Source organism: Sphingobium sp. IP1 (assembly GCF_002708645.1).
In the GTDB taxonomy this organism is placed as follows: Bacteria; Pseudomonadota; Alphaproteobacteria; order Sphingomonadales; family Sphingomonadaceae; genus Sphingobium; species Sphingobium yanoikuyae.
On the sequence record NZ_NOIW01000076.1, the window covers coordinates 1 to 26,129 of the forward strand.

The following is a 26,129-nucleotide window of genomic DNA, read 5'->3' on the forward strand; positions in this document are numbered from 1 at the left end:
GGCGGGATCATCGCTGCGATCTTCGACCTCTTCACCGGCACCCGTCTGGAGGCACTGGCACCCGATATCGCCTGGGGTTTCGTCAACAGCTTCCACTATCTCGCGGGGAAACTCGAAAAGCGCGAGGACGGCTATGCGAGGGAACTGGGGGATCTCGCGCGAGCCCCTGAAGGGAGCGAGATCTATGCCCGTTCGCTCGAAGAAAAGCAGCTTCAGTGTCAGTCGGTCGCAGAGCAGCGGCAGGCCATTGAATGCATGCGCGACTATGCCGCGGAAATGTACCGGGCGCAGTCAGGCTGGCCCTGGTCGCCGGCCAAGGGAACGCGAGCATCTTCTGCATCGAGCGCCAGCCAGATCGCTGCGGTCGATTTCCTGCGCGCCCGACAGCTGGAACAGCGAGAACGTCACCTGCCGCAGGGGCCGATCGTGGTTGTAACCGGTCCTGCCGACTGGCACGACTGGCAGGCGATATGGTCGCGGCTGGACGCCATCCATGCGCGGCTTTCCCATATGACTTTGGTTACGACCGGGCAGCGTCGCGGCGTGGACCAGATCGCGGCGGCCTGGGCTGCTCGCACCGGCGTTGACGTGCCCGTCGTGCGCTATGGCCTATATGGAACCGGACGAAAGACTGCCTTTATCCGCAATCGCAAAATCCTTGATTTGAAGCCGGTCGAGGCAGTGCTCTGCGAGGGGTCGGGCGTGCAGGCCAATCTCTACCAGCTGCTGCGCCAGGCCAATGTTCCGATCCACGCTTTGCGCAGGGCGGACCAGGCGGCTGATGCTGTGAAGTTCCCAAGGCGCGTTCCCCCGGCAGCCATTGAAGGAGGACAGCATGGCGATACCTGACTATCTTAGCGCTAACTTCCAGACGCTCCTTCGGGCTGCGGGAGATGGAAATCTCGCTCTTATGGAATGCCAGGATGCAGCATCAGGAGAACCGCGTTACGTGATCTGCGCAGTCGGGCGGGAGGAGGGGGCCTATCTCATGATCCCGTTCGGCCACCTCGCGGAGGGTAACCCTTACGACGCCTACCGGCCGCCGATCTGACGGCGGACGACAAAATCCAAATCGACCTTTGGGACCGCAGCCATTCGGGCGCACGGTCCCTTTTTTGTCGACGCACGTGCCCGGGGCAATGTCAGACGGGCGCCTAGACACATGTCGCGCGAGGATCATAGCGCTCCACGGGGCATCGAGCCCCCTGGAGCGCTGCCACACTTCTTCTCTCAAGTCGTTTAATCTTGGCACGGGGACAGCGCCAGCCTCAAGGACGACGGGGCCCCACCATTTTTTTCGGCAGGCAGGCGGCAGTCCGTCCATGCGGGCGGGGGCGCGTGCCGAAAAAAATCGTGCCCCCCATCGCCGCTTCGCGGTCGGGGCTGTGCCCCGATCCTTGACCCCGTCACTCGGAGCCCGTGCAGGGGGAAGACCTCTTTCAATCAAAGGAGGTTCTCATGACCAAGGCATTCCGTTCAGTCCGCAGCTTCACCGAGATTGCAGCACTCATCGGGGAGGAGAGCGCGGTTGCGTCCGACAGCTTTCTTGCCGCATTCGAAACGGACCTCGATGGCGTCCGGGTCAGCAGGGACGACGAAGAGCGCACCGGGCAAATGCCAGACGCGACACAGGTCCAGCTGGCAGTCGAGTTGATCGTCACGACGCTCTTCGATGTTCTGCGGGACAGCAGGCTGGAAAAAGTGGCGGGACGCATCGCATGGGGCATCGTCCACAGTTTCCACCGGGTGAGCGATCAGGCAACGGGACAAGCCGACGGCGCAGCAAGGCAGATGCGCGACCTTCTCCGACAGGCTGATGGCAGCGAGATCCATGCTGTAGAGCTTGAGCACGCGCACGAGGAATTGGCCTTTCTCGACGAGGCTGCCGACGCTCTCGCCTGCATGCGGGACCACGCAGCTGCGGTGTATCACAACGAAACCGGCAAGCCCTGGTCTGCGCCAAGGGCGACGCTGGTATCTTCCAAGCGGACAGCGAGCGTCATCAACGGGCTGGACTATCTGAGCGCGCGACGCCAGCGCCGGATAGGGCAGCATCATCCTGAAGGGCCGCTGGTCGTCTTCTCGGGCGGCAGCCAGTGGGCGGACCCGGAGCCGATCTGGAAGGCGCTGTCGAGGGCCAAGGCGACCCGGCCGCAGATGGTGCTGCTCACCACCGCGCAAAATAGCGGTGGTGACGCGATTGCCGAAGCATGGGCGGCAAAGACCAAGACGCCGGTAGTGAAACTGGGCATCGACAAGGGGCGGTGGGGGAACCGAGCCGGGTTCGTGCGCAACGACCAGATCGCGCGGCTGCGGCCAGTCGAGGCGATCGTCGCTGAAGGAAGCGGGGTTCAGGCTCAGCTGGTAAGGGTGATGCGTTCCATCGGTGTCGCGCCGGTGCTCCTCTCACTCTATGGCGGCCCGGCGCACTGGGCTTCCTGAAGTCATAAAGGATATGCGGGAGCAGTCGGTTTCAGGCCGATAGCTCCCGCTTTTTTTGTCTGTCGCTCTATGTCGTTGCCCTCTAGGACAGGCGCTGCGCGCCAGTCCCGTCGGACAACGATGCCGCGCTCTTGAGGAACGCGGGCCTCCTGCGCGCGGCTCCGCCGTGCTCGTCGCAGGGACGCCCTACGGGCGCTTTTCAGGTTGGGATTTTGAGGCCGGCGCAATGCTTTTCAATGCTGCGATAGCGGCTGGCCCACCCACCCGGATTACATGCTGGAGCAGGTCGCGAAAGTCTCTTTCGCTCAGCTTCTCAACCTCCATCTCGCTTATAATGGAGGCATATTTGCCGCGCAGAGCGCGGCGGGCGTCGAGGATCTCCTGCGCTATTTTCGTCTGGCGCGCTTCGAGGTCTGCGAGCCGATCACGGTCATTCAACTTGGGCATTGATCATCCTTTCACATCGGATGGTCTGCCCGCCGGCCACAATATCGAGGATTATCGCGATGAATGCAATCTGTTGCACAGATCGATTTGCTGCTGCTGCGTTCCGCAGGAAAGGAAATCCCCTTCGGGTTGCCCCGCGCCTTCCGGCACGAGGCAGCGCAGCGGGGCTAGCCCGCTGCGAAGAGGGGACGCACGCCCAGGGCGTATTGTAATGCACCGTACGCACGGGTGCTGCGGGCGCGAATCGCGAGGTTTTCTGCCGGTTACAGCGGGGTGCCAGGCGGTGCCACTGTCGCTTCCCTTATTGGGAGCTGGCACCAAATGGTAACCATATAAGGATAATTCAGGGCTAAGTGCCTGATAAGCTTTGGCACCATGTCGGTGCCATGCATGCCGACTGTAAGGCGTTGAGATCGCCTGTAAATCGGCGTATAACGGCCGGGCTTCACCCCATCTGGACAGGCAACGAACAGGAGTTCGGCGCTTGCCCAGGATCAATATCAGATTGAAAGACGCTCTACACGGGCGTCTTGTCGCCGGCGCCCGATCGGCGCGGCTCAGCCTCCCCGAATATGTCCGCGACATCCTCGATCGCTTCGAAGGCATCGATGCCGGCGGATATCATGGTCGCTTCGATGAGGTGCAGGCGACCCTCATTCAGGTCTTCGCCATATTGGCCGCCTCGGTCGGAACGCGACGCCCCGACATTCTCCAGAAGGGCATGGACGATGCCCGCGCCCTGCTCCTCGAACGGGGGCTGCTCGCGCCCGAGGATGGTGCACTATGAGCATCTTCCGCAACGACACTTTGGGCTCCTGGACCCGGGGTGGTCAGGCCATCGTCCACAATGTCAGGATGACCACCCAGGTCTTCTTCCAGACCTCGCTTGCGGGCCTCGCGATCTGGGTCGGGGGCATCATCTGGTATGTGCTCGAAAAATCCAGCGACTATCAGCGCTTTGTCGCGATGAAGATCGCGGAAGCGACGCTGAAAAGCGACGTGCCGGGTGGGGCGCCGATCCTGTTCAGGACCCCGGCTGGGCGCCAATATTGGACGAACTCGGACGCGCTGCTGGCCTCTCCCATCGCGAAGAAGACCATGCAGGCGATGGAGCAGCATCTGATCTATGGCGCGGCGCTATCTGGTGCCTTCGCTGCGCTCATGCTTCTGTGGGCCTGGTTCTACTTCACCCGAACGGGGAAGGGGCTCGGCTCCAATCAGTTCATCCGGGGGGCCCAGTTCGGGACAGCCCGGCAGCTCCGCCGCCTGCTGTGGCGATCGAAGCGGGGAAGCTTCGCTATCGGCGGTGTGCCGGTTCCTGAAGAGTTTGAGCCTGAGCACATCTTGATCTGCGGGGCGCCAGGAACGGGCAAGACCAACATCATCGTCAAGATGCTCGCGGGGATGCGTGGGAAGGGCCGTCGGGCGATTGTGTTCGATACGGCGGGCACCTTTGTCGAGAAATTCTACCGGCCTGGGCACGACATTCTCCTGAACCCGCTCGACGCCCGAGCCGATAGCTGGTCCCCTTGGGTCGATGTCCCGCGCGACTATCATTATGATCAGATCGCGGAGTCCACGATCCCCGACAAGGGCGGCGATCCGTTCTGGGCGAAGGCGGCGAGGGGAACGCTGGTCGCCGTCTTCCGCAAGCTTGCGAAGAACAAGCAGATGCTCATCTCAGTCTTGCTCGATACCCTTCTGCGGAGTCCCTTGAAGACGCTGGCCGCGTTCGCGGAAGGGACGGATGCCGCCGCGTTCATCTCGATGGAGGGGGACCGTACATCCGCGGGCATTCGCGCCGAACTGGCCTCTGTCATGCGCAGCTTCTCCTATCTGGACGACACGCTGGATGGCTTTTCCGTACGCGACTGGGTGGCCAATGAAGAGGATGACAGCTGGCTCTTCATCACGGTGAAAGCCGACCAGCTTCCTTCTCTGCGGCCGCTCGTCACCGTCTGGCTCGACATCGCGATCAGCGCGATCATGAGCCTTCCGCCCGACCAAAAACGCCGCCTCTATTGCGTTATCGATGAGCTGCCTACGCTACAGCGTCTGCCGTCACTCAGCGATTTCCTGGCGCGCGCCCGCAAATATGGCGGATGCGGCATATTGGGGTTTCAGTCCTACCCGCAACTGGAGGCAACCTATGGCATCCAGGATGCGGCCGCGATCACCGGTTACTGCTCGACCTGGGTGGCGCTACGAGCGAACGATACTCCCACGGCAAAGCATGTGTCGGAGAATTTGGGCCAGGTCGAACAGGTCGAGGCCAATGAGGGCATGTCCTATGGGGTCAACGACATGCGAGACGGCGTCAATCTCTCCCGCATGCAGGTCACCCGTCCGCTCGTCATGCACACCGAGGTCACGAACCTCCCCAACCTGTCGGGCTTTCTCCGGTTCGGAAGAAATCTGCCCGTCGTCCATTTCCGGGATCGGTACAATGGGGTGCCAACGATCGAGCCTGCATTCGTCGAGCGAACGGAGCCTGCCAAGCGGTTCGAGGAGGGCAACGCTCCCCCTCCTCAAGAAAAGGCACCGCAGAGAAAACGTCGGCGCTCTGGGAAGGATGCGAAGCCCGAGCCGCAGCTCCCCTTGGACGGCGGCTCACCCGAAGCAGCAACTGCGGGTGAGCCCCCTGCGCACAAGGGCGCCGAAGTTCCGAAGCAGAAAGGGGACTCGCCGAACGCCGAACCGCCCAAGCTCCTTGGGCCGAGGAGTGGCTTCAACCTCCACAAGCATAGCCGCTCCAACGGTGAGCGTGACGATGCGAGGCCGGCATGATGCATCCGCGCCGCCTCAAAGGTTCTCCGGGCAACATCGCCCGCTATTACACTGTCGGGGACTATTATACGAAGGGAGATGCGGAGACCTCTTCCTGGGGCGGTACGCTCGCCAATGAACTTGGTTTGGACGGAGAGGTGGATACCGCGCGGTTCAATGCACTGCTCAGCGGCGCCGTCGCAGACCAGCAGTTAGGACGTCGGCGGGCAGGCGGAATTGATCACCATCCTGGGTGGGACTTTGCAATCAGCGCCCCCAAATCCGTATCGATCATTGCGCTCGCCCTTCGCGATGAGAGGATAGTCGCGGCACATGAGAAGGCCGTCGACGTAGCACTTTCCTATCTTGAAGAACATGCCCAGCTGCGGCGCCGAGAGGAAGGGAGCATCGTCCATGAGACGACTGGGCGACTCCTGTGGGCACGCTTTACCGAGCATGCCAGCCGCGAACTCGACCCCCATCTCCATACCCATGTCGTGATCCTCAACATGACGAACTGCGATCCGGGCAACCCGATGGCCAGTCTCGAAACGCGGGCCATGTATGCCGAGCAAATGGCCAGCGGCCAGATCTACCGCAACGCCCTTGCCCACAATCTGAGGGAATATGGATTTGAGATCGACTTCGATCCGCGCCGCGGATTGTTCGAGATCAGGGGGGTGCCAAAGGCATTGATCCACGAGATGTCGCAGCGTGCCGAGCAGATCAACGCCCATGCCGCTGAGCATGGCCTGTCGGGGCAGGCCGCGCGTAGGCAGAGCTTCTATGAGACGCGCGGCCCAAAGGTGAAAGTCGGGCTGAACGAGTTGCACGATCGTTGGGATGCGCGCGTCGCACCATATGAACCGAAACTTTCAGCTGTCCTCGCCCAGGCCATCGAGGCTGGTTTACGCACAGTCCCGGTGGAACCCGTCGACGCAGCGCGGGCGGCCCTGTTTGGGATCAGGCAATCGGAAGGGCGCGAGGCGGTCAATCCACTTGGTCACGTCATTGCGGTCGGCCTTGCCTCCCATGTGGGAGAGGTTCGGTTCGAAGACCTGCGACCGCTCCTGATAGATCATGAAAGTCGCCGCAAACTCTTGGCAACGCGGGGGCAGACCGGCGACGCAGTCCTCACGCGAGGGCGAACCAGCCGCAGGACCGTGAGGCTGGAACAGGCGCTGACCCAGTACCTCGCACTATCCCTTGGAGACGGCAGACAGGTCGCCAGCGCAGACCGGCTGCTGCCCGTTCTGGAAAGCGCTGGTCTATCCCCGGCGCAGGAGCAGGCTCTCGTGCACATGGCATTGTCGGGAGACCGGATTACGGCAGTGCATGGCGTGGCTGGGGCCGGTAAGTCGATGCTGATTCGCTCCCTCAAGGACGCGGCGCATCCGGGGATGGTGTTGACGGCGCTTGCGCCGACGTCCTCTGCTGCGGCTGAACTGGGTGATCGCGCGGAGATTGCATCCCGGACCGTTGCCAGCCTGTTGGCGAGTGGCGGGCATGGCCTCAGCGCCAACGATGTCCTGATCCTCGATGAAGCGGGGCAGCTTGGAAACCGCCAGGCGCTGCGAGTGCTGGAGATCAGCCGGGCAACTGGCGCGAGGCTTATCCTGCTCGGTGACAATCGGCAGACCGGCGCGATCGAACAGGGAAAGGCATTCTGGCTGATGCAGAAGCTTGGGCTCGCGACCGCCGAGCTGGTTGAATCGCGGCGGCAGGAAACCAGGGCGATGAAGCTTGCCGTCACCCAGGCCCGCGCCGGTGATTATGCCGGTTCGCTAGACCATCTTGATAAGGTGGCAAGCGGCAGCGATGCGGAGGAGCTGGCCAAGGGGCTGGTGAGAGAATGGACGCGCCTGAAGCCTGAAAGCCGGGCAACAACGAATATCCTCGTTTTGGAGAATGCAACGCGCCTCATCGTCAACAGTCAGATCCGCGAGGCATTGCAACGGGAAGGGATCGTCGCGGTCGAGGACACCCGACTTGCGGTGCTTACCCCGGCCGGTCTCAGCGAGCAGGAGAAGCAGATGGCCCGGTTCTATTCCGGCGGTCAGGTTCTGAAGTTCAATCGCGATCAGGTGGGACCTGGCTTGTCGCATGATGGCGAGTATCGGGTCGTTTCCGTGGTGCGCGATGCGAAGGGCCGGCAGCTTGTACGATTGGCGGATGAGCAGGGGCGCATCCACAATTGGGATCCTCGAACCAGCAAGGCGGCGCAGGTGAATATATTCCTCTCAGAGCATCGCTACCTCGCCGCTGGCGACCGCATCCAATGGCGGCTCGCGACCAAGGAGCTTGATCTCAAGAACGCCGAACGCGGGACGGTAGAGCGGCTCGATGGCATGGTGGCGACGGTTCGCTGGGATCGAGGCAATAGGGTCCAGCAGATCGATCTTGGACGCCACTCTACTTGGGACCATGGCTATGCCGAGACCGTCTATTCCGCTCAGTCAAAGACCTATGACCGCGTCTATGTGCTGGCCCCTGTGGCGTCTCCGTTGGTCAATGGGCAGAACTTCTACACCGCCATCACGCGCGCCCGGTACGGCGTCAAACTCTGGACGGAAGATCCCAGGAAGCTGGTCGCGAAACTCGAAGAGCGGTCGGGTGAGAAGACATCGGCGCTCGAAGGGCTGGGCCGGCTGGAGCGTGATCACAGCAAACGCTTTGCCGCAAGGAATGAGGCGCGGCTGAAGGGCCTAAGGCTCGAACAGGTTGAGGAGCGGCGGAAGGCAGAGGGCAGGGCGCTCGCGCACAAACTTGATCAGCGAGAGCCGGACCGCGGAATTGCCGGACGTCTTGCAGGCCGCGCCCGATCGCTGTTCGAGACGCTCGATCGTCATTTGCAGACCCTTGCAAAGAACCAGCAAGCCCATGCGCCCAAGGCGGAGTACCTTGCCACAGACCGCACCGTTGAGGAGCGATCGCATGGTCACGATCGGTAAGCGGATAGCCGCCCTGATAGTGCTGTTCATCTGGCATTCGGATGCTCTTGCAGCCAAGTCCGGTCATGATGCTGCCGATGAACGGAGGGTCGCCCATTGCATCAGGCAAGCAGCGGGTGGGCAGAAATGGCTCGAAGTGACCCTGTGGGGCCTACGTGACCAGGAAGGAGGATGGATCGGCGCGGCGGTGCCGAACCGCAACGGTAGCCACGATCTGGGACCTCTCCAGATCAACAGCTGGTGGGTCCCCAAAATTGCCGAAACGCTTGATCGTTCACCAAAGGATGTTCGTCATTGGTTGCGTTACGATCCGTGCTTCAATGCGAATGCTGCCCGGTGGATATTTGTTGCTGCCCTGGCATCGACCGGCAATTATTGGAAGGCGGTGGGCGTCTATCACAGTCCGAATTCCGATCGGCAGAGGCGATATGCCCGCAGCGTGGCGGAACATTTGAAGCGCCGGTTTGGTGAAGCAATTTTCTCGTAACCTGGCGCGGGGGGCATTGGAGGATGAGTTCGTTGAGTGAACAAGATGATCGGCGACCTCGGTCATCTGAGCCTGCCGCAACATTATTCAGGAAAAGCTGATGCGACGTGTGCAATGCACATGTTCGATTCCAAGTTCATTCGGCCAGCCTGTTCCCGGGCACCTTGCCGGCGTCCCGCGCTGGCGACGCCATGAGGTATCAGGGTCTGAAGCTGCGGCTCTTTCAGGAGGTTTAAGAGCCTCGTAAATGATGAGCCCTCGCCACGCACGCATTTCGCCGTCCCATATCTGCCAACTTAGGACTTCCAATTCCGCGCAGTTTCGATAGCTTGAGGAGGCTTCATCCCATCTGGCAGACTCCAACTAGGAGCCGTTCTGCCGTGCGAAAGAGCCTGCCAAGATTAAATGCGCCACTTCCCGCTCCCGTAGAGAAGTCGAAGGCACCTGCACTCATCGATCCCATCAGCGTAAGAATCGCGATTGCGGTGTCGATGACAGGGTTAAGCCGGTCCCGCCTATATGAGCTGATCAAATCTGGCGAACTGGAGGTCGTGAAAGACCGAAGTTCGACGTTGATCATGGTTGCAAGTTTGCGTGAGGTGATTGAGCGAAGGCGATCACGCTAAAGCTCCGACAAGAAAGCAGAGCGGGCAAAGGCAGGTGGTGCCTCGCACTGCGCAATCCTGGCCAGCTGAGCGATCAGCGCCACCATCGTCAGGATCATCACATCGGCGATGATCAACCGCGGACTGGGCGTGATCCCCTGGCGTCACCGCCATTGCTGTCCGTTATGCGTGCTTACTCGCTCCATCCCTCCAGATGTATGGTGGCTCTCATGGGCTGGGCGCCCTGATCGGTGGGTTTTCGCGCTTGCTGGCAGCGGTCGTGCTGATAGCCTGTCGCCATGACGACGAGTCGCATTGATCAGCTGATCGACGAGGTGGAGCGTAGGTTCTGCGCGCCGATAGTTGACGAAGATGCAGCCGCAGGCGCTTTGCAGGCGCTCTTTGCGCATCTGAACGAAAGCCGTTCGCGTCTCATAGTCGAACATGGGGCTCGTCTGGATGATATTCAGGCGCGATTCCGGGCAGGCCCTGGCCTGTTCAAGGGCGACCTGCACTAGCTGGCATTTCGACTGCCCGACACGTGCCGTAACGCAAAATCATGCTACGAGCGGCGCAGAACGCCCGGAGCAGGATGCGACCTGCCGCGCCTTTGCTCTAGGGCTGCTTGGGGAAGCATGCCCTTGGGTTATTCGATTCCGGCGCCCATATTGGTGCTTTTGGGCCGCGGGGATTATCGCTTTCATTTATTTACGCGATTATTTCAGCAATTTAGTTGCGAATCGCTTGCGGCTTTGCCACAGATTTGCCCGTCATCAGTGCGACCCGATGGCATTCCCCGGTGTAATCGACATGCTGCCGGGAGATTTCTCCGATGCCCAGACGCAGGGACCTCTCTGGGCATCGGGGATTTTCTCTTTCGTCCGCCGTTCTTTGAGAATAGCTGGTCAGCGCCGGCTTCTCAGCGGTCGCCGGCGATCCCGGCGCCTAATCTCACTTGCAACCGGGCGCCGGGATCATTGGGTAACGGAGGCCACACGAAGACCGTTCGCGCCTCTGCGCTTGCCGCCCTGGTCCTCATCACCATCATGAACATTGTCCCTCCGTTCGCCACCATCGCAAAGAACAAGTTGGCTGCGGCTATTCCTTGGCTGGCGCGCGACTTCGGCAAGGTCCGCTAAAGCCCATATTCTCCCGAGGTGGTGACCTCCAACAGACCAGATGCCTGACCGCTAGGCAGACCGGAACCGCCCGAATGGATTACGTAGATGCCGGTATCGGTCAGGCTATCCACCGAACTGTTAATCGCCCACCTAGCGCTGTAGCTGGCGGCCAGCTTGGCGCGACCGATAGAGGCATCAGCGACAGCGCCAGCGATCGTGGTCCAGGCGAGATAGCTCGACTGCGACGGACGAATGATGCGTTGATGTTGCTCGTCAACAGCGCGTTCGACACGGTAAATAGGGGCTCCCATACTCCCTGACTTGGCAGAAAGGCTTCAAGTAGGACGACCTTTGCGCTGCCCGCAGGACTATCCCGCCGCTAGCGTGGCCGAATATAGCTCCGCCGCACCCGGAAATGCCGGCCGCCTTGCAGGCAATGTCAATTGCTGTTCGACGCGCTTGATATTCTTCTTCAGATATTTGCGCAGCGTCAGGTAGCTGGTGCGCACAAGGCGGAGGAATGTCCCGCAGACCGGAATATTGATGAGTGATCGCCTGGTCACGATCGGTTAGCCGCTGGCCCCATGATCGTGTTGACGCTCTGGCAAACGGATGGTCTAGCAACAGCGTCCGTTCATAATTCTGCCGATGTACGGAGGGTCGTCTGTTGCATCAGGCAAGCAGCGGGCGGACAGGAATGGCTCGAAGTTCCCCTGTGAGGGCTGCGCTATCAGGAAGAAGGATGGAAAGGCGCAGCTGCTCCGAACCGGAATGGGAGCCACCAACTGGGACCTCTCTAGTTCAAAAGCTGGTAGATGCCTAAAGTCGCAGCAATACTTGATCACGACGAATGCTACTGCCGTCAGAGAGCCAATCGTGCCAAAGCTTCTGTGGCCGCGTGGGCGACCAGATGCCCGTAGTGAGCTTCGATCATTGCAACGCTGGTGTCTGAGATTTGCGCCACGGTAAGAATTGGCAAGCCTCCATTGACCAAGTCAGTGATAACACAATGACGCAATGTGTAAGCTGTTACTTCAGATGGCAGACCTGCTTTGATCACAGCTTCTTTCACTGGCTTGTTCCAACTGTCTTTGTTCCAGGCCCGACCATCTGCGCGACGAAAAATTGTTGCTTTTCGAGGCATGCCCTTCACCTGCTCGGATATTATCCGTACGATGTTATCAGGAATAGCAATCTGTCTGGGTTGGCCGCTCTTGTCCTTCCCAATCGTCAGAGTTTTGATCCGCTCATCAAAATCTTTCACCTTTAAAGCTGCCAGCGCACCTGGCCGCAGCGGCAGGAGGCACAGGGCCTCCATCCATGGGAGGATATCTTCACTCGCAGCGTCTAATAACCTTCGACGTTCGGTGCGATCCAGATAAAGGTCGCGCCGCTTGTCGGCCCCCTTGGTCGGCTTCAATGCCTCTTGCCAGGCGGCATCGGTATTCGGGGTGCCGGGGGACAGTATACGTCCTAGAGCAGCACGAAGTGGCACAATGTCCCGGTTAATCGTGGCAACTGAACGAGGCTTGGTACGAGTAATGCCCCCTTTGTTGCGGCTGAGCAGGGCAGGCGCGTTTTCTAGTCGTTGCCTCCATTCTCGCAGATGACGCCGACGAAGCCTCTCTAGTTTTTGCTTCCCGATAGGGTCATCGAAAACGTGCCTCCGGAACACGCCTGCGGCAATCAACCCTGGTTTTTCTTTCAGGTAAGCGCGGCACGCATCCGATACCGTTTTGATTTGCTCTGCGACGATGCCCCCGCTCTCAACCTGATCGCTCCATGCCTCAGCATCTCTCCGTGCTTGAGAGAAGACATCGTTCCCTGTCAGGCTTCCATATTCTCCCAACGCTTTCCGAACGTACTTCCCCACGTCCGGATCGTAGACCCGGGCAAACCAAGTCCCTTTCCCACCCTTCTTGCTAGGCCTGAAACCAAGATAGCAACCGGCCCTCAACCGTTGCCAATGTGGCTCATCTCCAATTTTCGGCTTCAGCGCCTCGCGCCGGCCAATTCGGCTAAGGTCCATATTACCCGTCCATGAAATCCATGAAAAAAACATGAAACACATGCCGAAACAGGTCAAGACGTGTGTGTATAAAAAACAATCACTTAACGTTCCCCACACGTCCCGAAAAGTCCGGTTTCACACCCTTCACACGGGTGGGGTCACAGGTTCAATCCCTGTCGCGCCCACCATGTTTTCAACGATTTGCGTTGGAACATGGTCGGAGATATCCAGCATCGATAGATGATCGTCGCAGGCACAGGCTTGCCCTCGCACCTCTGTATTCATCCGGAAATCGATGGTTTGCCGAAGATGAAGCGAAGCGGGCAATTTCGCCCTCATCCCCGGCCATCACGGCCTCTCACATATCGTCGAAGCGCGGAGCGCCTTCGAAATCGGCCTGCCCGAACGGCTTGTCGGTGAAGAGATAGGCATAATAATAATTGCGCAGCCTGGCATGGAAGGCGCGGATGCGGTCCTGATAGGCCAGTTGCGCCTGCATGTCGGTGCCGGCGAGGCGGGCGAGCAGCGCCTGCACGCCGACCGAGGGCAACAGCCAGCCGACCGAACGGGCGGCGGCGTCGCGCGCCTCGATCCCCTGGCGGTAGGCGATCGCCTTGGGCGCGACGCTTTCATCGCCGACCTGGTGGAAGGCGAAATACCATTTCCAGTGGAATGCATGGCCTAGCGGCGGGCTGTCCTTCCATTCGGGATGGCCGGCATAGAAGGCCCGCATCGTCTGTTCGCGCGGAATGTCCCAGGCACGGTTGACCGCCTCGCGCTGGGCGAGCGTCAGTTCCACGCCCTGGCCGACCGGGATGGCGCGATTGATCGCGACATGGGCGATGGTCGGCAGCAGCAGGGTGAGCAGCAGCCACAGGCCGGCGAGCGTCGCGGCATTGGTGACCGAACTCCAGCGCAGCCGCCCTACCAGCAGCGTGACGCCGATCCAGAAGGCGAGATAGAGGGCGACGAGGCCGAGTACCGCCAGCAGCGGGAGAAGCTTCACATGCGAAAGGATTGCGCCGATCGTGACAGGCAGGGTGAGCGCGAGGAACAGCAGGCCGCCGCGCAGCAGCACGCGCCGCGCCCAGAGATGCCGTCCCGATCCTGCGAGCGCATCGAGCATACGCAGCCGCCCGGCTTCCCGCTCGCCCGAGACCAGGTCATGGAACAGCGCAATCACGAACAGGGGCGTCAGATAGACCAGCACGAAGGCGAAATCGAAACGACCGGGGAGAGCCAGTTCGGGATTGAACGCCTCGCCATCGTAAAGCTGTGCTTCCAACCCCAGCGCGCGGACACGCAAGATGTAAGGTGCGACGTCCCGCAGGCCGAGCGCCACGAAGGCGAGCGGCGCGGGCGCATCCCAGGTGGCATGGAAGCTGTAATAGGCCGCGTTGCCGGGATCCTGTGTCTTGCCGGCCCATTGCGCGACGGCCGCGATATCCTGAGCCTGTTTCGGCTGGATGCGGGCGATGACGGCGCGCTGCCGGGCGACTTCGGCCATGCCGGCAGCGACCGAGGCGATCGCGAGCAGGGCGACCAGCAGCAGCGCCAGCAGCGCCATGCGCGAGCGCAGCAGCAGGCGCAGTTCATGGGTGAGGAGGGTCATGGGCGGGCTTTCTGAAGATGGCGGGCGACGGGCAGCAGCGCCAGCAGCGCGAGTACCAGCCAGGCGAGCAGCAGGCCCAGGCCGGGCAGGCTGGCCGTCACCAGGTCGCCGGCGGTCGGCGCGATGAAGCGGAATTGCGGGATCGCCTGCCAATGGTCGGCGGAGATGCGCTTGCGCTGGTCGGCGCCGGCATCCTTGGCCTTGTCATCGGCATAGCTGACGGCATCGGCCTGCAATTGGTTGAGATGCTGGACCATGGCGTAGCGATAGGCTTCAGCCTGGGCGAGGAAGCGGCGATGGCCGGCCAGATCGGTGCCCGCCGCGGCCATCGACAATTGTCGCAGCGAGATAGCCGGGCTGATGATGCCGAAGCCGTCGGTCAGCCGGCTCTGCGCCTGCTGGATCGCGAAGCTGCGATCGGCATAGGCGTCGAACAGACCCGATGTCAGCTTCTCGCCCTCGACCGCGAGCAGGCCGTTATAGTTGACCGGCAGATCCTCTACCTTGTCGACGCCATAGCGGCGCAGCACCTTCTGCTTGAAGGCGTTGAAGAAGGGATCGTCGGGATTATGCGCGTCGCCAAGGCGATGCAGATCCTGCTGGATGGCGATGTCGGTTTCCAGGCGGGTGGGCAGGCCATGGGCCTGCGCCGCAATATCGGGTGCCACGCGCGGCAGCAGGATCACCAGCACCGCCCAGAGCGCGAGCAGTGCGAGCAGTGCGTCGCGGCCGCGCCTTACCAGCGCGGAGACGAGGATGACGATGATCGACCAGAGCGCCAGATAGGCGCCATAGCCAAGTGCGATCACCGCCATCGGCCCGGCCAGCGCGCCGGGCTGGCCCGCGATCAGCAGGAAGGCGATGAGCGCCGGCAGGCCGACCAGCGCGGCGACCATGGCCAGCGCCAGCAGCTTGCCCATGACGAGCGCGCGGGCGGACACGCCCTGCACCAGCATCTGGCCCAGCGTGCCGCGTTCGCGTTCGCGCGCGACCGTACCATAGCCAAGGAAGATCAGCAGCAGCGGCGCAATCACCTGCAGTACGAAGGCCGGGGTGAGCTGGCCGAAGCGGACCAGCAGCGAGGATTGGCGGACATCGCCGAAATTGGCGCTGTTCTGGCGATGACCTTCCAGGAAGATGCTGTTGCCGGTGAAGGCATCGACGCCGGGATCGAAGGCGGCGAGCGGTGGCAGCGGGCGGAAGATGAAATTGCCGAAATGGACCATGCGATGGGGGTGGCGGTCGGGCTGCGCCTCGAACGCCTCGGCGGCCTGGGCCTGGAACCGGGCGCGGGTTTCGGCGATGCCGCTCTGGTGCGACCAACTGATGAGGGCGGCGGCGAGCGTCAGCAGGACGAGCAGCGCGAAGGCGATGACGGCGACGCGGTTGCGCCGCATCAGCCGCATTTCGTCGCGTGCGATCAGGGTGATGGCGCTCATGCGGTGACAGCCTCCCGCGCGAATTTGCGGTGCAGGTCGCGCACGTCGAAGCGGTCCGTACCCTGTGCCGATGCCTCGTCGACGATCCGGCCGGATTCGAGGAAGCCGATCCGGTCGGCAATGTCGGCCGCCGACAGCAGGTCGTGAGTGACCATCAGCACGGCCGCGCCCTTGCGCGCGACATCATGGACCAGTCGGTTGAAATCGGCGGTCGCGCGCGGGTCAAGGCCGGAAGAGGGTTCGTCGAGCAGCAATACCGGCACTTCGCGCAGCAGGGCGATGGCGATCGCCACCTTCTGCCGCATCCCCTTGGAAAAGCCGCCGAGCCGCTTGTCCCAGGCCGATGCCTGCAGGCCGGTCGCCTCGAACGCACCGTCAATCTCCTGCAAGGCCGGGTGGCGGCCGGCCAGTGCCAGCAGATAGGCGGCATTTTCGCGCGCTGTCAGATGCTCGTAAAGGGCGACATTTTCGGGGACATAGGCGATCTGCTCGCGCGCCTTGTCGGGCTGCGCCGCCGGGTCATGGCCCGCCACCAGCACCGTGCCGCTGTCGGGCCGGGCAAAGCCCAGCAGGGTCGACATGGTGGTCGACTTGCCCGCGCCATTGCCGCCGAGCAGCGCATAGATTTCGCCGGCATCGACATGCAGGGTCAGGCCGCGCAGCACAGGCTGGCTGCCATAGGACAGGTTGACGTCGGACAATATTATGGGCTGGCCGGTGGCGGTCAGGGACATGGGGGCAAGGCTCCTTGGCTGTTGCGCCGGACCATTTCGGTGATGCAGCAATCTGTCAATGAAATAATATAACATTTCCATTGACGGGTGCGACGGGCCTATCCTAGGGGCGACGGCGGATGAGATTTCGTCTCATTTCATTCAGGGGAAAATATGTCGATCCAGTTCCTGCCGCGCGCCTGCGCTGCGCCCGTCCGTTCCCGTCGCTTCCATCACATCGCCCGCGCGCTGCCGCTGGCCGCCGTCCTGGCCTGGCTTCCAGCCCAGGCGCAGACCGGCGACGCGGTTCATCATGTGCCGGAGGGCGAGGGTGCCATCACGGTCGACGGCGTGCGCCAGGCCTATCGCGGGGATTTCTCCGTGAAGGAAATTCCCCAGGCGATCACCGAGATCGACGCGGAGACGCTGCAGCAGAATAATATCCTGCGCCTGACCGACGCGCTGGACATGAATGCCTCGGTCGCGCGCCAGAATACGCTGGGCGGGCTGTGGGACAGTTTCGCCATTCGCGGCTTTGCCGGAGATGAAAATCTGCCGAGCGGCTACCTGGTCAATGGCTTCAACGCCGGGCGCGGCTTTGGCGGCCAGCGCGACGTGGCCGGGATCGAGCGGGTCGAGGTGCTGAAAGGGCCGGCGGCGGCGCTGATCGGGCGCGGCGAGCCGGGCGGCACGATCAACCTCGTCACCAAGCAGGCCGAAATCGGCCGGACCTTCGGCAGCGGATCGCTGCAATATGGCAGCTATGACCGGTTCCGCGCCGAAGCCGACGCCAATCTGGCGCTGACCGATGGCGTCACCGCGCGGCTGATCGGCTATTATGAGAAGGGCGACACGTTCCGCGACTATGTGTCGCAAAAGCGCTGGGGCTTCCTGCCCTCGATCGGCGTTGCGCTGGGCGATCGGACGCGCCTGACCTATGATTTCGAATGGACCCGCGTGGAAGTCCCGTTTGATCGCGGCATCGTCGTGCTGAACAATGATTTCGACACCATGCCGCGCTCGCGCTTCCTGGGCGAGCCAGGCGATGGCGACACGGTGGCCCGCGCCACCGGCCACCAGTTGCGGCTCGACCATCAGTTCAATGACGACTGGAGCCTGCTGGTCGGGGCCAGCCATCGCGACACGCTGTTGACCGGTTTTTCGTCCGACGCGGAGCAGACCGCGTCGCGTCAGAAACTCTATGTCGACGGCCATTCCCTGTCGCGCCAGCGCCGCTCGCGTCGCTATGATGCGGAACATAGCGTGGTCCGCGCCGAGATCGCCGGCAAGTTCGAGACCGGATCGCTGCGCCATCGCGTGCTGATCGGCGGCGATTTCGACCAGTTCGAATATGATAATTATTTCACGCGCTTCCGCCCGCCAGCTGTCAGCACCAACCCCAGTGACCAGGCCGGCTATGTCATCGACATCGACAATCCGGTCTATGGCCAATATCCGCTGCCTGCGACGTCGGTGCTGACAAATCGTCTGGATACCCAGCGCAGCTTTGGCTTCTATGTGCAGGACCAGATCGAACTGACCGATCGGCTCCAGATCCGCATCGGCGGCCGTTATGACAATCTGACGCTGAAGGTCGATAATCGCACCCTTCCGGAGGCCAACCGTTACAACAGCCGCAAATATGAGCGGTTCAGCCCGCAGGCCGGCATCGTCTATGACCTCAGCGATCCGATCACCCTCTATGCCGCTTATGGCCAGGGCTATCGCGCCAATGTCGGCGCGGATTTCTTCAACAATATCTTCGACCCGGAAACGAGTGAGTCGATCGAGGCTGGCGTCAAGCTGACCGCGCTCGGCGGCGCGCTGACCGGCACCCTGTCCGTCTATCAGCTGACCAAGGATAATGTGCTGGCCAGCGACAATAATAATCCCGGCTTTTCCGTTGCGATCGGCAAGGCGCGGAGCCGCGGCATCGAACTGGACGTGAACGGCCATCTGCCCGGCGACATCGATATCGTGCTGAGCTACGCCTATACCGATGCCGAGGCGCGGGAAGCGGTGAACGATCCCAATTTCGCCACCCAGATCCTGCCGGGCGACAGGCTGATCAACATTCCCGACCACAATCTCAACATTCAGGTCGCGAAGCATTTCGATGTCGGCGGGCGGGCTGCGCAACTGGGCGCGGGCATGCAATATGTCGGCGAACGGCTGGGCGAGACGGGCACGGACTTCACCCTACCGTCGCACACCCTGTTCCGCCTGTTCGGTAGCGTCGATGTGATCGAGGGTGTCGAGCTGTTCGGGACGATCAGCAACCTGTTTGACGAGACATGGTATGCCAGCAGCTATAGCTCGGTCTGGGTGCAGCCGGGCACGCCGCGCACCGCCACCGTCGGCGTGCGCGCCCGCTTCTGAGCCGGAAGGATAGAGACATGAGCAAGACGATGACGCGCCTTCTGGGCGCCGCCGCTTTGTGTGTCGCGGGCACCGCCATCGCGCAGCCGCCGACTGAGGCGCCGCTGCCGGGGCTGCCCGCTTCGGTGATACCGCCAACGCTGCCCTGGTCGGGGGCGAGCGAAAAGCTGGTCGTCGGCAAGGATGATCCCTGGATCACCCCGGCCGAACAGGCAGGCTTCGCCACTACGCCGCGCTATGACGAGGTTACGGCGTGGTTGAAGCGACTGGATGCCGCTTCGCCCCTCATCAGCCTGGAAAGCTTCGGCCGCACGGGCGAAGGGCGCGATATGCTGCTCGTCCGCGCCAGCAAGGGCGGGCCAGGCAAGCCGGTCGTGCTGGTGCAGGCGGGCATCCATGCGGGCGAGATTGACGGCAAGGATGCCGGCCTGATGCTGCTGCGCGACATCGCGCTGCGCGGCAAGGACGGGCTGCTCGACAAGGTCGATCTGGTGTTCGTGCCGGTCTATAATATCGACGGTCATGAGAAGATGAGCCGCTGGAACTTCCCGGCGCTGCGCGGTCCGGCGGAGAAGGGCTATGTCGGCAATAGCCGCAACATCAACCTGAACCGCGACTATTCCAAAGCGGACGCGCCCGAAAGCCGGGCGATGATCGGCCTGCTGCGCCGGCTCGACCCGATCCTCTATGTCGATTGCCATGTCAGCGACGGCTTCGACATGCAATATGACATCACCTTCACCTATGCCGGCTGGGGCCGCTATGCCTATCATCGCGCCACCGCCGACTGGCTGCAGGGCCGCTTCGGGCCGAGCGTGACGGCGGCGCTGGAAAAGGCGGGGCATGTCCCCACCATCTATCCCAGCCCGATCGACACACGCGAGCCGACCAAGGGCATCCGCCAGGCGCCCGAAGGGCCGCGCTATTCGACCGGCTATGGCGATTTCATCGGCGTTCCGACCGTGCTGGTCGAAAACCATATGATGAAGCCCTATCGCCAACGGGTGCTGGGCACCTATGTGCTGCTGGAGGCGGCGCTTAAACTGGCCGGGCAGGATGCCGGAGCGATTGTGCAGGCGAAGGCCAGCGACCGGGCATCGCGCCCCGCCGAAATGCTGACCCGGTGGAAGCCCGCTGCGCAGCCGATCGGCTGGGTCGAGCGGTTCAAGGGCATTGCCTTCGACACCTATGTCTCGCCGGCGAGTGGACGCAAGGAACAGAAATGGCTGGGCCGCCAGGTCGACTGGCGGATGCCGATCATCGGCCAGGAACCGGTCGAGACGGTGCGCCTGCCCAAGGCATGGTGGGTGCCAGCCGGGCAGGCCGAGGTGATCGACCGGCTGATGCTGCACGGTATCCGTTATGAGGTGCTGGACGCGCCGCGCACGCTGACGCTCGATCGGGCGCGGCTGGTCGACCCGCAATCGATGTCGGTGCGCGACGCGCGTATCCCGCTGGATACCAAGCTGGTCCATGAAGCGGTGACCGAAACGCTGCCCGTCGGCATGGTGCGGGTGCAGTCCGACCAGCCGCTCGGCCTGCTGGCGGCCGCGCTGCTGGAGCCGGAAAGCCAGGACAGTTTCCTCGCCTGGGGCTTCTTCCCGGAAATCCTGGCCGCGCCATCAGGCGCGGAGGATTTCGTGCGGGCGCCGATCGCCGAGGCGCTGCTGGCCGCCGACCCGCAGTTGCGCGCCGCGTTCGAGGCGAAACTGGCCGCTGATGCTACATTTGCGGCCGATGGCGACGCACGGCTCGACTGGCTGTCGGCCCGGCTGCCCGATCGCAGCCCCTATCATCATCTCTATCCTGTGCTCAGGGAGAATTGAGCCCGATGAACCGGGGCGGTCGACCCGCCCCGGTTCTTCCAAATCAGAAGCTGACCCGCGCGGTCACGCGGATGTCGCGGCCGGTGAGCGGGGCATAGTCCTTGAGGAAGGAGGAGGCCCGGCGGGCGGCAACATCGAAGATATTGTTGGCCGACAGGGCGAAGCTGAGCGGACGCTCCTTGCCCCAGGGACGAACATTCAGCTCGGCATTGACCATGGTGTAGCCGGGCGTCGTGGTCTCGAACTCGGCGACCCGGTCCTGCTTGCTGACGCGCTCGACTTCGCCGCGCAGGTCGAACTTGGTCGCCTGATAGGCCAGGCCACCGAGCAGGCGGAGCGGAGGAATGCGCGGTGTCGGCCCGACGCTCTTCACATTGGCATGGACATAGTCGGCCAGGCCATCAGCGACGATCTTGCCGTCGCCCAGCTTGGCCAGGGTCAGCGATCCCTGCACCTCGAAACCATAATAGCGGGCATCTGCCTGGTTGAAGGCGTAGACGGGCAGGCCATCTTCTTCCTCGCCGGTCAGATCCTCATAGATGAAGTTCGAGAACCAGGTGTGATAGGCCGAGGCCTCGAAGCTGTAATTGTCGCCGCTGCCGCGCAGGATCGCCTCGACGCTGTTGGCCTTTTCCAGATTGAAGTCGGGATTGCCGACCTCATAGGCCTGGGTGCCGGCATGGGGACCGTTGGCGAACAATTCTTCCGCCGCCGGCGCACGTTCGGTATGCGACAGGTTGAGGCCGATGCGCCAGCTGTCGGTCAGGCCATAGGAGGCGCCGACCGAGCCGGAGAAGGCGTCGAAGCTGCGCTGGCCGGCGAAGAACTGCTCCTGATCCTCCAGCGGATTGGCGGTCAGGCTGGTATGTTCGTAGCGGCCGCCAAGCTCGAACTTGAGCGCGCCATAATCGAGCTGCTGCAGGGTGAAGACGCCGACCTGCGTGGTCGAATTCTTCGGCAGGAAGGCTTCCTCGCCGATCACGTTGAAGTCGCGGTTGAACAGTTGCACGCCGGTCGCGCCGCGCCAGGCGCCATGCTTGGCCTGGGTCAGTTCCAGCCTGGCTTCCATGCCCTTGCTGAAGAAGGCGGTGCCGACCGAGCCATCTTCTTCCAGTTCGGCATGGGTATAGTCCGCATAGCCCAGGCGCAGCGAAACCTTGTCCAGCACATTGCCGTCGCCAGTCACTTCGGCGCGCAGGTTGACGCTGTCCTGCTTCATGCTGAGGCGCGGGGCTTCCTGTTCGTCGCCCGGCTGGGTCGCGAAGCGGATCGGCACGCCATAGAGGCTGTCATAATGGTCGTAGGAAATACCGATATTGCCGGTGTCGCCGATATAGGCGATGCCCCCGCCGGCGGTCCAGGTCTTGGCCGCCGAATTGGGCAGCTTGCCCTTGACCGCGGCATTGCCGGCAAAGTCGATCGCTTCCTCGCCTTCTTCCGCCGGTTCGGCGGGAAGCAGGCTCGATGCCAGCGCCTGATCGCGCAGGGCAGGGGTGAGGGCATGGCCGCCGATGCGGACATCGTCGCTCTTGAGATAGCTGCCATCGGCATGGGCGACCCAGCCGCCCGATAGCGGCACGTCGACCGAGGCCGCGCCCGAACGCTCGTCCGCGGCCGAGCCATAGGTGCCGATCGCATCGACATGGACCGGCTCATCCGGGATGGCCGTGGGGATACGCTTGTCGATGACGTTGACGACGCCGCCGATCGCCGACGATCCGTAGAGCAGCGACTGCGGACCGCGCAGCACCTCAATACGCTCGGCGAGCAGCGGATTGACGACCACGGCATGGTCGACCGAGGTGTTGGACACGTCGACGGTCGACAGGCTGTTGGTCAGCATCTTGACGCGTTCGCCCTGCAGGCCGCGCAATACCGGGCGCGAGGCGCTGGGGCCGAAGGAGGTGGCGGATACGCCCGGCTGATGTTCCAGCGTCTCGCCGATCGACGGGCGGATCGCCTGGGTCAGATCCTTGCCTTCGACCACGGCGACGCTGGACAGCATGTCCTGGCGGCGGGTCGGCAATATGCCGGTGACGATGATGTCGGAACGGGCTGCTTGGTGATAGCCGTCGGCGGCGTCATCCGATGCGGTTTGCGCATGGGCGGCTGTCGAAACGCCGAGAACGGCAAGCGCGCAGCCGGCGAGAAACTGGAATTGCATGGACTTGGATCCCCCGAGGTGGATGGAGCGACATTATTCTGACCTCCACGCCCTGCTCGGTCGCGCTGGAGGCTGCCTCGCCTCTCTAAAAACATGTCCATGATGTTACAACATATCAAACATTACATTTCTGTCATGTGGCTGGCGCCCTATCCATCCAGCCCGCGCAGCTTCCGCAAATCGATGCCCAGTCGCCGGACCCGATAATAGAAGGTCTTGCGCGGCAGACCGAGGCGCTCGATCGCCTGGCCCATGTCGCCACCGGTGGCCTGGATCGCCTCGATAATCGCCATGCGCTCGAACGCGTCCATGCGCGCGTCGAGCGGCAGCGTCGCGCCGTCGGAGACCGATTCCTGTTCCAGTCCCAGCGCCAGCCGCTCGGCCAGCCGCCCCAGTTCATGGACATTGCCGGGCCAGTCATGGTCCAGCAGATGGGCCAGCACCGCGCGGCTGACCGGCGGCACCGCGCGGCGGAAGCGGCGGGCGGCGGCATCGAGCAGATGGGCGAAGATCAGCGGAATATCCTCGCGCCGTTCGCGCAGCGGCGGAATGTGCAGCCGCACCGCCGCCAGCCGATAGAGCAGCGCCGGCTGGATCGCCGCCGTCTGCCCCTGCTGCGTCATGCAGCCGATCACGCGCAGGTCCACTGGTTGGGGTTCGCGCGCGCCGACCGGGCGGACCAGCCGGTCCTCCAGAAACTGGATCAGATGCGCCTGCAGCGCCGGGCCGGACTGGTCGACATCGTCCAGGAACAAGGTGCCCTGATGCGCGCGGGCCAGCCGCCCTCCGAGCGGCGCGCGCCCGGCCAGGCTCTCGCCATGCAGGCTGGTCTCGGCGATCGTATCGGGCACGGCGGCGCAGGCGATGCTGACGAACTGGGCGCTGGCGCGGCGGCTGCGCTGATGGATCATGCGCGCGACCAGTTCCTTGCCGGTGCCGGTCTCGCCCTCGACCAAAATATCGATATTGGTGTCGGCCAGCGTCGCCACCATGTCGCGCAGCCGCTCGATCGCCGGGGAATGGCCGATCAGCGGGGAGGCGACGGCGGTGTCGACCATCGCGCGCAGGCGACGATTCTCGATCACCAGCAGCCTCTTCTCGCTCGCCCGCGCGACCGATGCGACCAGGGCGTCGGGATTGAAGGGCTTGGTGAGGAAGTCCCAGGCGCCGGCCTTGAGCGCATCCACCGCCATCGGCACATCGCCATGGCCGGTGACCAGGATCACCGGCAGTTCCGCGTCGCGGGCATGGAGCGCCCGGAACAGGTCGATGCCCGACATGTGCGGCATCCGCACGTCGCTGACCACCACGCCGGGAAAGTCCGCATCGATCGCCGCCAGCGCGTCGGCGGCGCGGGCGAAGGCGCGCACCTCATGGCCCGCCAGCGTCAGCGTCTGCGCCATGGCAGCGCGCAAATCATCATCATCGTCGACCAGGGCGATCGGACGCGGGGGCATGTCGGTCATGCGCGTTTCAAACTCAGCTGGAAATGGGCGCCGGCCTCGCTGGGCAGCAGGCGCAGCGACCCGCCCATGTCAGCCATGATGTCGCTGGCGATGACGAGGCCGAGCCCGAGACCCGATGGGCGGCTGGTGACGAAGGGGGTGAAAAGCTGGCCCTGCACCGACGGATCGATGCCCGGCCCATTGTCGATCACCGACAGCAGCACCGTCTCCGCATCGAGCGCGACCGAGAGGCGGATGGTTGGCGCGGCCACGCCCTCCAGCGCTTCCAGCGCATTTTGCAGCAGATTGACCAGCACCTGTTCCAGCCGGATCGTGTCGGCCATCACGCGCAGGTCGTCCGGCAGGTCGGGCAGGTGCAGGTCGACCCGCGCCAGCCGCGATTTGAGGATCAGCACACTGCCCTCGATCGGCCCGGCAAGCGGAATGGCATCGATCGCGCCGGTCGCCTTGCGCGAAAAACCGCGCAGTTCGGCGGTGACCTTGCCGATCCGGTCGGTCAGCCGTTCGATCGCCGCCATATTCTCGGCCGCCGCTTCACTATCGCCGCGCTCGATTAACAACCGCCCATTGGCGGCATAGCTGCGGATCGCGGCGACCGGCTGGGCGGTTTCATGGGCGATGCCGGCGGTGATCTGGCCCAGCGATGCCAGGCGATTGGCCTGGCGCAACCCTTCGCGCAGCGTGTCGGCGCGCGTCTCGCTGGCGGCGCGCTCCTCCATCTCGCGCCGTAGTTCGCGGGTGCGGGCCGTCACCATCGCCTCCAGTTCGCTGGTGCGGGCGGCGGCCATGGCGGCCCGTTCGGCGCGGCGATGGGCACGCTCGCGCAATATCCAGATGCCGCCGGCGAGCAGCAGCAGCAGCAGCAGGGTCGCCAGCCGCACCGTGCGCACGAAGCTTTCCACGCCATGCAACGGCGTCAGCATGTTGAGCTGCCAGCCCGGTTCGCCGGCCGCGACCGATTGCCACAGCAGGCGGCGGCGCGGTGGGGCGGCTGGTGATCAGGATGATGCCTTCGTGACTGGTGATGAAGGTGATTTCGCCCAGCCGCGCCCATTGCTGCTCGATCCCGTCAAATTCCAGCTTCACCACGACATAGCCGCCGCCGCGCGATCGCCGCGACAGATACATGCCGGGCCGCTCGCTGATCGTGCCGAGGGCGAATTGCGCGCCCGATCCATGGGCGGCGGCGAGCTTGAAATAGTTGCGGAAGGAATAGTCCTGGCCGACGAAGCTGCGTTCGCTGCCCCAGTTGCTCGATGCGACGGTGCGGCCCGACGCGTCGAGCACATAGATTTGCGCCGCGCCGGTGGTGCGGGCGAGCGCCTCCAGCTTGCCGTCCAGCGCGCGCAGCGCGGCCTGTGATCCGGTGAGGCCGGCGACGAGGTCGCTGTCATCGGACAGGGCGATGGGCAACAGCCGGAATCGCTCTATCTCGCTCTTGAGATAGGCCTGGCGCAGGATTGCGGCGCCGCGCGTCTCCGCACTCAAGCGGGCGATGGCATTGCGCTCGGCGACCTCGCCCGACAGCCAGAGCAGGCCGCCGGCCACGCCTAGGAATAGGGCGATCCACAGGATCCGAGTCGGGAAGCGGGCGCCGTCCATGCCCCTGCATATCGCGCTGGCGCGTCATGTGCAAATTTCTGCACATCATGCGAAATTGATGGGCAGATATCTGCACTGAAAATGCTTTCTCACCCGTG

General features: G+C 63.1%; 19 protein-coding genes and 1 tRNA gene. 11 read left to right on the plus strand and 9 right to left on the minus strand.

What is annotated here, in order from left to right; translation table 11 throughout:
* The 3 genes from CG471_RS21140 to CG471_RS21150 all read left to right on the plus strand — a co-directional run.
* Positions 1 to 849: DUF2493 domain-containing protein (locus CG471_RS21140; RefSeq protein WP_099233584.1), on the plus strand; the 849-nt coding region annotated here is incomplete at its 5' end.
* Entirely contained in the window at positions 836 to 1,051 is a 216-nt protein-coding gene (locus CG471_RS31445; protein ID WP_099233586.1) for a DUF6117 family protein, read from the plus strand. The genes CG471_RS21140 and CG471_RS31445, both read left to right, overlap by 14 nt.
* A 407-nt stretch (positions 1,052 to 1,458) precedes the next feature.
* The gene (locus tag CG471_RS21150) at positions 1,459 to 2,442 is read left to right on the plus strand and encodes a DUF2493 domain-containing protein (RefSeq protein WP_069335635.1); all 984 of its coding nucleotides are present in this window, start codon (positions 1,459 to 1,461) and stop codon (positions 2,440 to 2,442) included.
* A gap of 186 nt (positions 2,443 to 2,628) precedes the next feature.
* Here CG471_RS21150 and CG471_RS21155 read toward each other — a convergent pair whose 3' ends face one another.
* Entirely contained in the window at positions 2,629 to 2,889 is a 261-nt protein-coding gene (locus CG471_RS21155; protein WP_081331571.1) for a hypothetical protein, read from the minus strand.
* 505 nt (positions 2,890 to 3,394) lie between these two features.
* On the opposite strand from CG471_RS21155, the gene CG471_RS21160 reads away from it, so the two are divergent.
* The 5 genes from CG471_RS21160 to CG471_RS21185 all read left to right on the plus strand — a co-directional run bounded on the left by CG471_RS21160 (position 3,395) and on the right by CG471_RS21185 (position 10,216).
* Entirely contained in the window at positions 3,395 to 3,676 is a 282-nt protein-coding gene (locus CG471_RS21160; RefSeq protein ID WP_251007990.1) for a hypothetical protein, read from the plus strand.
* The gene (locus tag CG471_RS21165) at positions 3,673 to 5,676 is read left to right on the plus strand and encodes a type IV secretion system DNA-binding domain-containing protein (protein ID WP_099233588.1); all 2,004 of its coding nucleotides are present in this window, start codon (positions 3,673 to 3,675) and stop codon (positions 5,674 to 5,676) included. Before CG471_RS21160 ends, CG471_RS21165 begins: the two co-directional genes overlap by 4 nt.
* A complete protein-coding gene (gene mobF / locus CG471_RS21170) occupies positions 5,673 to 8,606 on the plus strand; it encodes a MobF family relaxase (protein WP_099233590.1) in 2,934 nt (977 codons plus the stop codon). The genes CG471_RS21165 and mobF overlap by 4 nt, the downstream gene beginning before the upstream one ends.
* On the plus strand, positions 8,590 to 9,093 hold the full coding sequence (locus tag CG471_RS21175; RefSeq protein WP_257211637.1) for a lytic transglycosylase domain-containing protein: 504 nt from the start codon (positions 8,590 to 8,592) through the stop codon (positions 9,091 to 9,093). The genes mobF and CG471_RS21175 overlap by 17 nt, the downstream gene beginning before the upstream one ends.
* 904 nt (positions 9,094 to 9,997) lie before the next feature.
* A complete protein-coding gene (locus tag CG471_RS21185) occupies positions 9,998 to 10,216 on the plus strand; it encodes a hypothetical protein (RefSeq protein ID WP_069335630.1) in 219 nt (72 codons plus the stop codon).
* Positions 10,217 to 11,681: 1,465 nt separating this feature from the next.
* Here the strand turns inward: CG471_RS21185 and CG471_RS21195 are convergent.
* Positions 11,682 to 12,881: a tyrosine-type recombinase/integrase gene (locus CG471_RS21195; protein ID WP_257211638.1), complete on the minus strand. Its 1,200-nt coding sequence runs from the start codon at positions 12,879 to 12,881 to the stop codon at positions 11,682 to 11,684.
* Positions 12,882 to 12,908: 27 nt separating this feature from the next.
* Between CG471_RS21195 and CG471_RS30750 the strand changes: the two genes are divergently transcribed.
* Positions 12,909 to 13,018 (plus strand) — tRNA-Leu (locus CG471_RS30750).
* Positions 13,019 to 13,188: 170 nt separating this feature from the next.
* Here CG471_RS30750 and CG471_RS21200 read toward each other — a convergent pair.
* The 3 genes from CG471_RS21200 to CG471_RS21210 are packed head-to-tail and all read right to left on the minus strand — an operon-like array spanning position 13,189 to position 16,615.
* A complete protein-coding gene (locus tag CG471_RS21200; protein WP_099233596.1) occupies positions 13,189 to 14,442 on the minus strand; it encodes a DUF3526 domain-containing protein in 1,254 nt (417 codons plus the stop codon).
* Positions 14,439 to 15,881, minus strand: coding sequence for a DUF3526 domain-containing protein (locus CG471_RS21205; RefSeq protein WP_099233598.1), 1,443 nt, complete (start codon positions 15,879 to 15,881; stop codon positions 14,439 to 14,441). The genes CG471_RS21200 and CG471_RS21205 overlap by 4 nt, the downstream gene beginning before the upstream one ends.
* On the minus strand, positions 15,878 to 16,615 hold the full coding sequence (locus CG471_RS21210) for an ABC transporter ATP-binding protein (RefSeq protein WP_099233600.1): 738 nt from the start codon (positions 16,613 to 16,615) through the stop codon (positions 15,878 to 15,880). Before CG471_RS21210 ends, CG471_RS21205 begins: the two co-directional genes overlap by 4 nt.
* A 153-nt stretch (positions 16,616 to 16,768) precedes the next feature.
* Between CG471_RS21210 and CG471_RS21215 the strand changes: the two genes are divergently transcribed.
* Both CG471_RS21215 and CG471_RS21220 read left to right on the plus strand, forming a co-directional pair.
* Positions 16,769 to 18,973, plus strand: coding sequence for a TonB-dependent siderophore receptor (locus CG471_RS21215; RefSeq protein ID WP_099233602.1), 2,205 nt, complete (start codon positions 16,769 to 16,771; stop codon positions 18,971 to 18,973).
* A gap of 17 nt (positions 18,974 to 18,990) precedes the next feature.
* Positions 18,991 to 20,799, plus strand: coding sequence for a M14 family metallopeptidase (locus CG471_RS21220; protein ID WP_099233604.1), 1,809 nt, complete (start codon positions 18,991 to 18,993; stop codon positions 20,797 to 20,799).
* A 43-nt stretch (positions 20,800 to 20,842) separates the two neighbouring features.
* On the opposite strand, the gene CG471_RS21225 is transcribed toward CG471_RS21220, so the two are convergent.
* The 4 genes from CG471_RS21225 to CG471_RS31455 form a co-directional block, all read right to left on the minus strand.
* On the minus strand, positions 20,843 to 22,963 hold the full coding sequence (locus CG471_RS21225) for a TonB-dependent receptor (protein WP_099233606.1): 2,121 nt from the start codon (positions 22,961 to 22,963) through the stop codon (positions 20,843 to 20,845).
* Between the two features lie 149 nt (positions 22,964 to 23,112).
* Positions 23,113 to 24,429, minus strand: coding sequence for a sigma-54 dependent transcriptional regulator (locus CG471_RS21230; RefSeq protein ID WP_099233608.1), 1,317 nt, complete (start codon positions 24,427 to 24,429; stop codon positions 23,113 to 23,115).
* The gene (locus CG471_RS31450; RefSeq protein ID WP_257211639.1) at positions 24,426 to 25,148 is read right to left on the minus strand and encodes a sensor histidine kinase; all 723 of its coding nucleotides are present in this window, start codon (positions 25,146 to 25,148) and stop codon (positions 24,426 to 24,428) included. The genes CG471_RS21230 and CG471_RS31450 overlap by 4 nt, the downstream gene beginning before the upstream one ends.
* Positions 25,039 to 25,917 carry a hypothetical protein gene (locus tag CG471_RS31455; protein WP_257211640.1) on the minus strand — a complete coding sequence of 293 codons (879 nt, stop codon included), beginning with the start codon at positions 25,915 to 25,917 and terminating at the stop codon, positions 25,039 to 25,041. The genes CG471_RS31450 and CG471_RS31455 overlap by 110 nt, the downstream gene beginning before the upstream one ends.
* Positions 25,918 to 26,129: the final 212 nt, after the last annotated feature.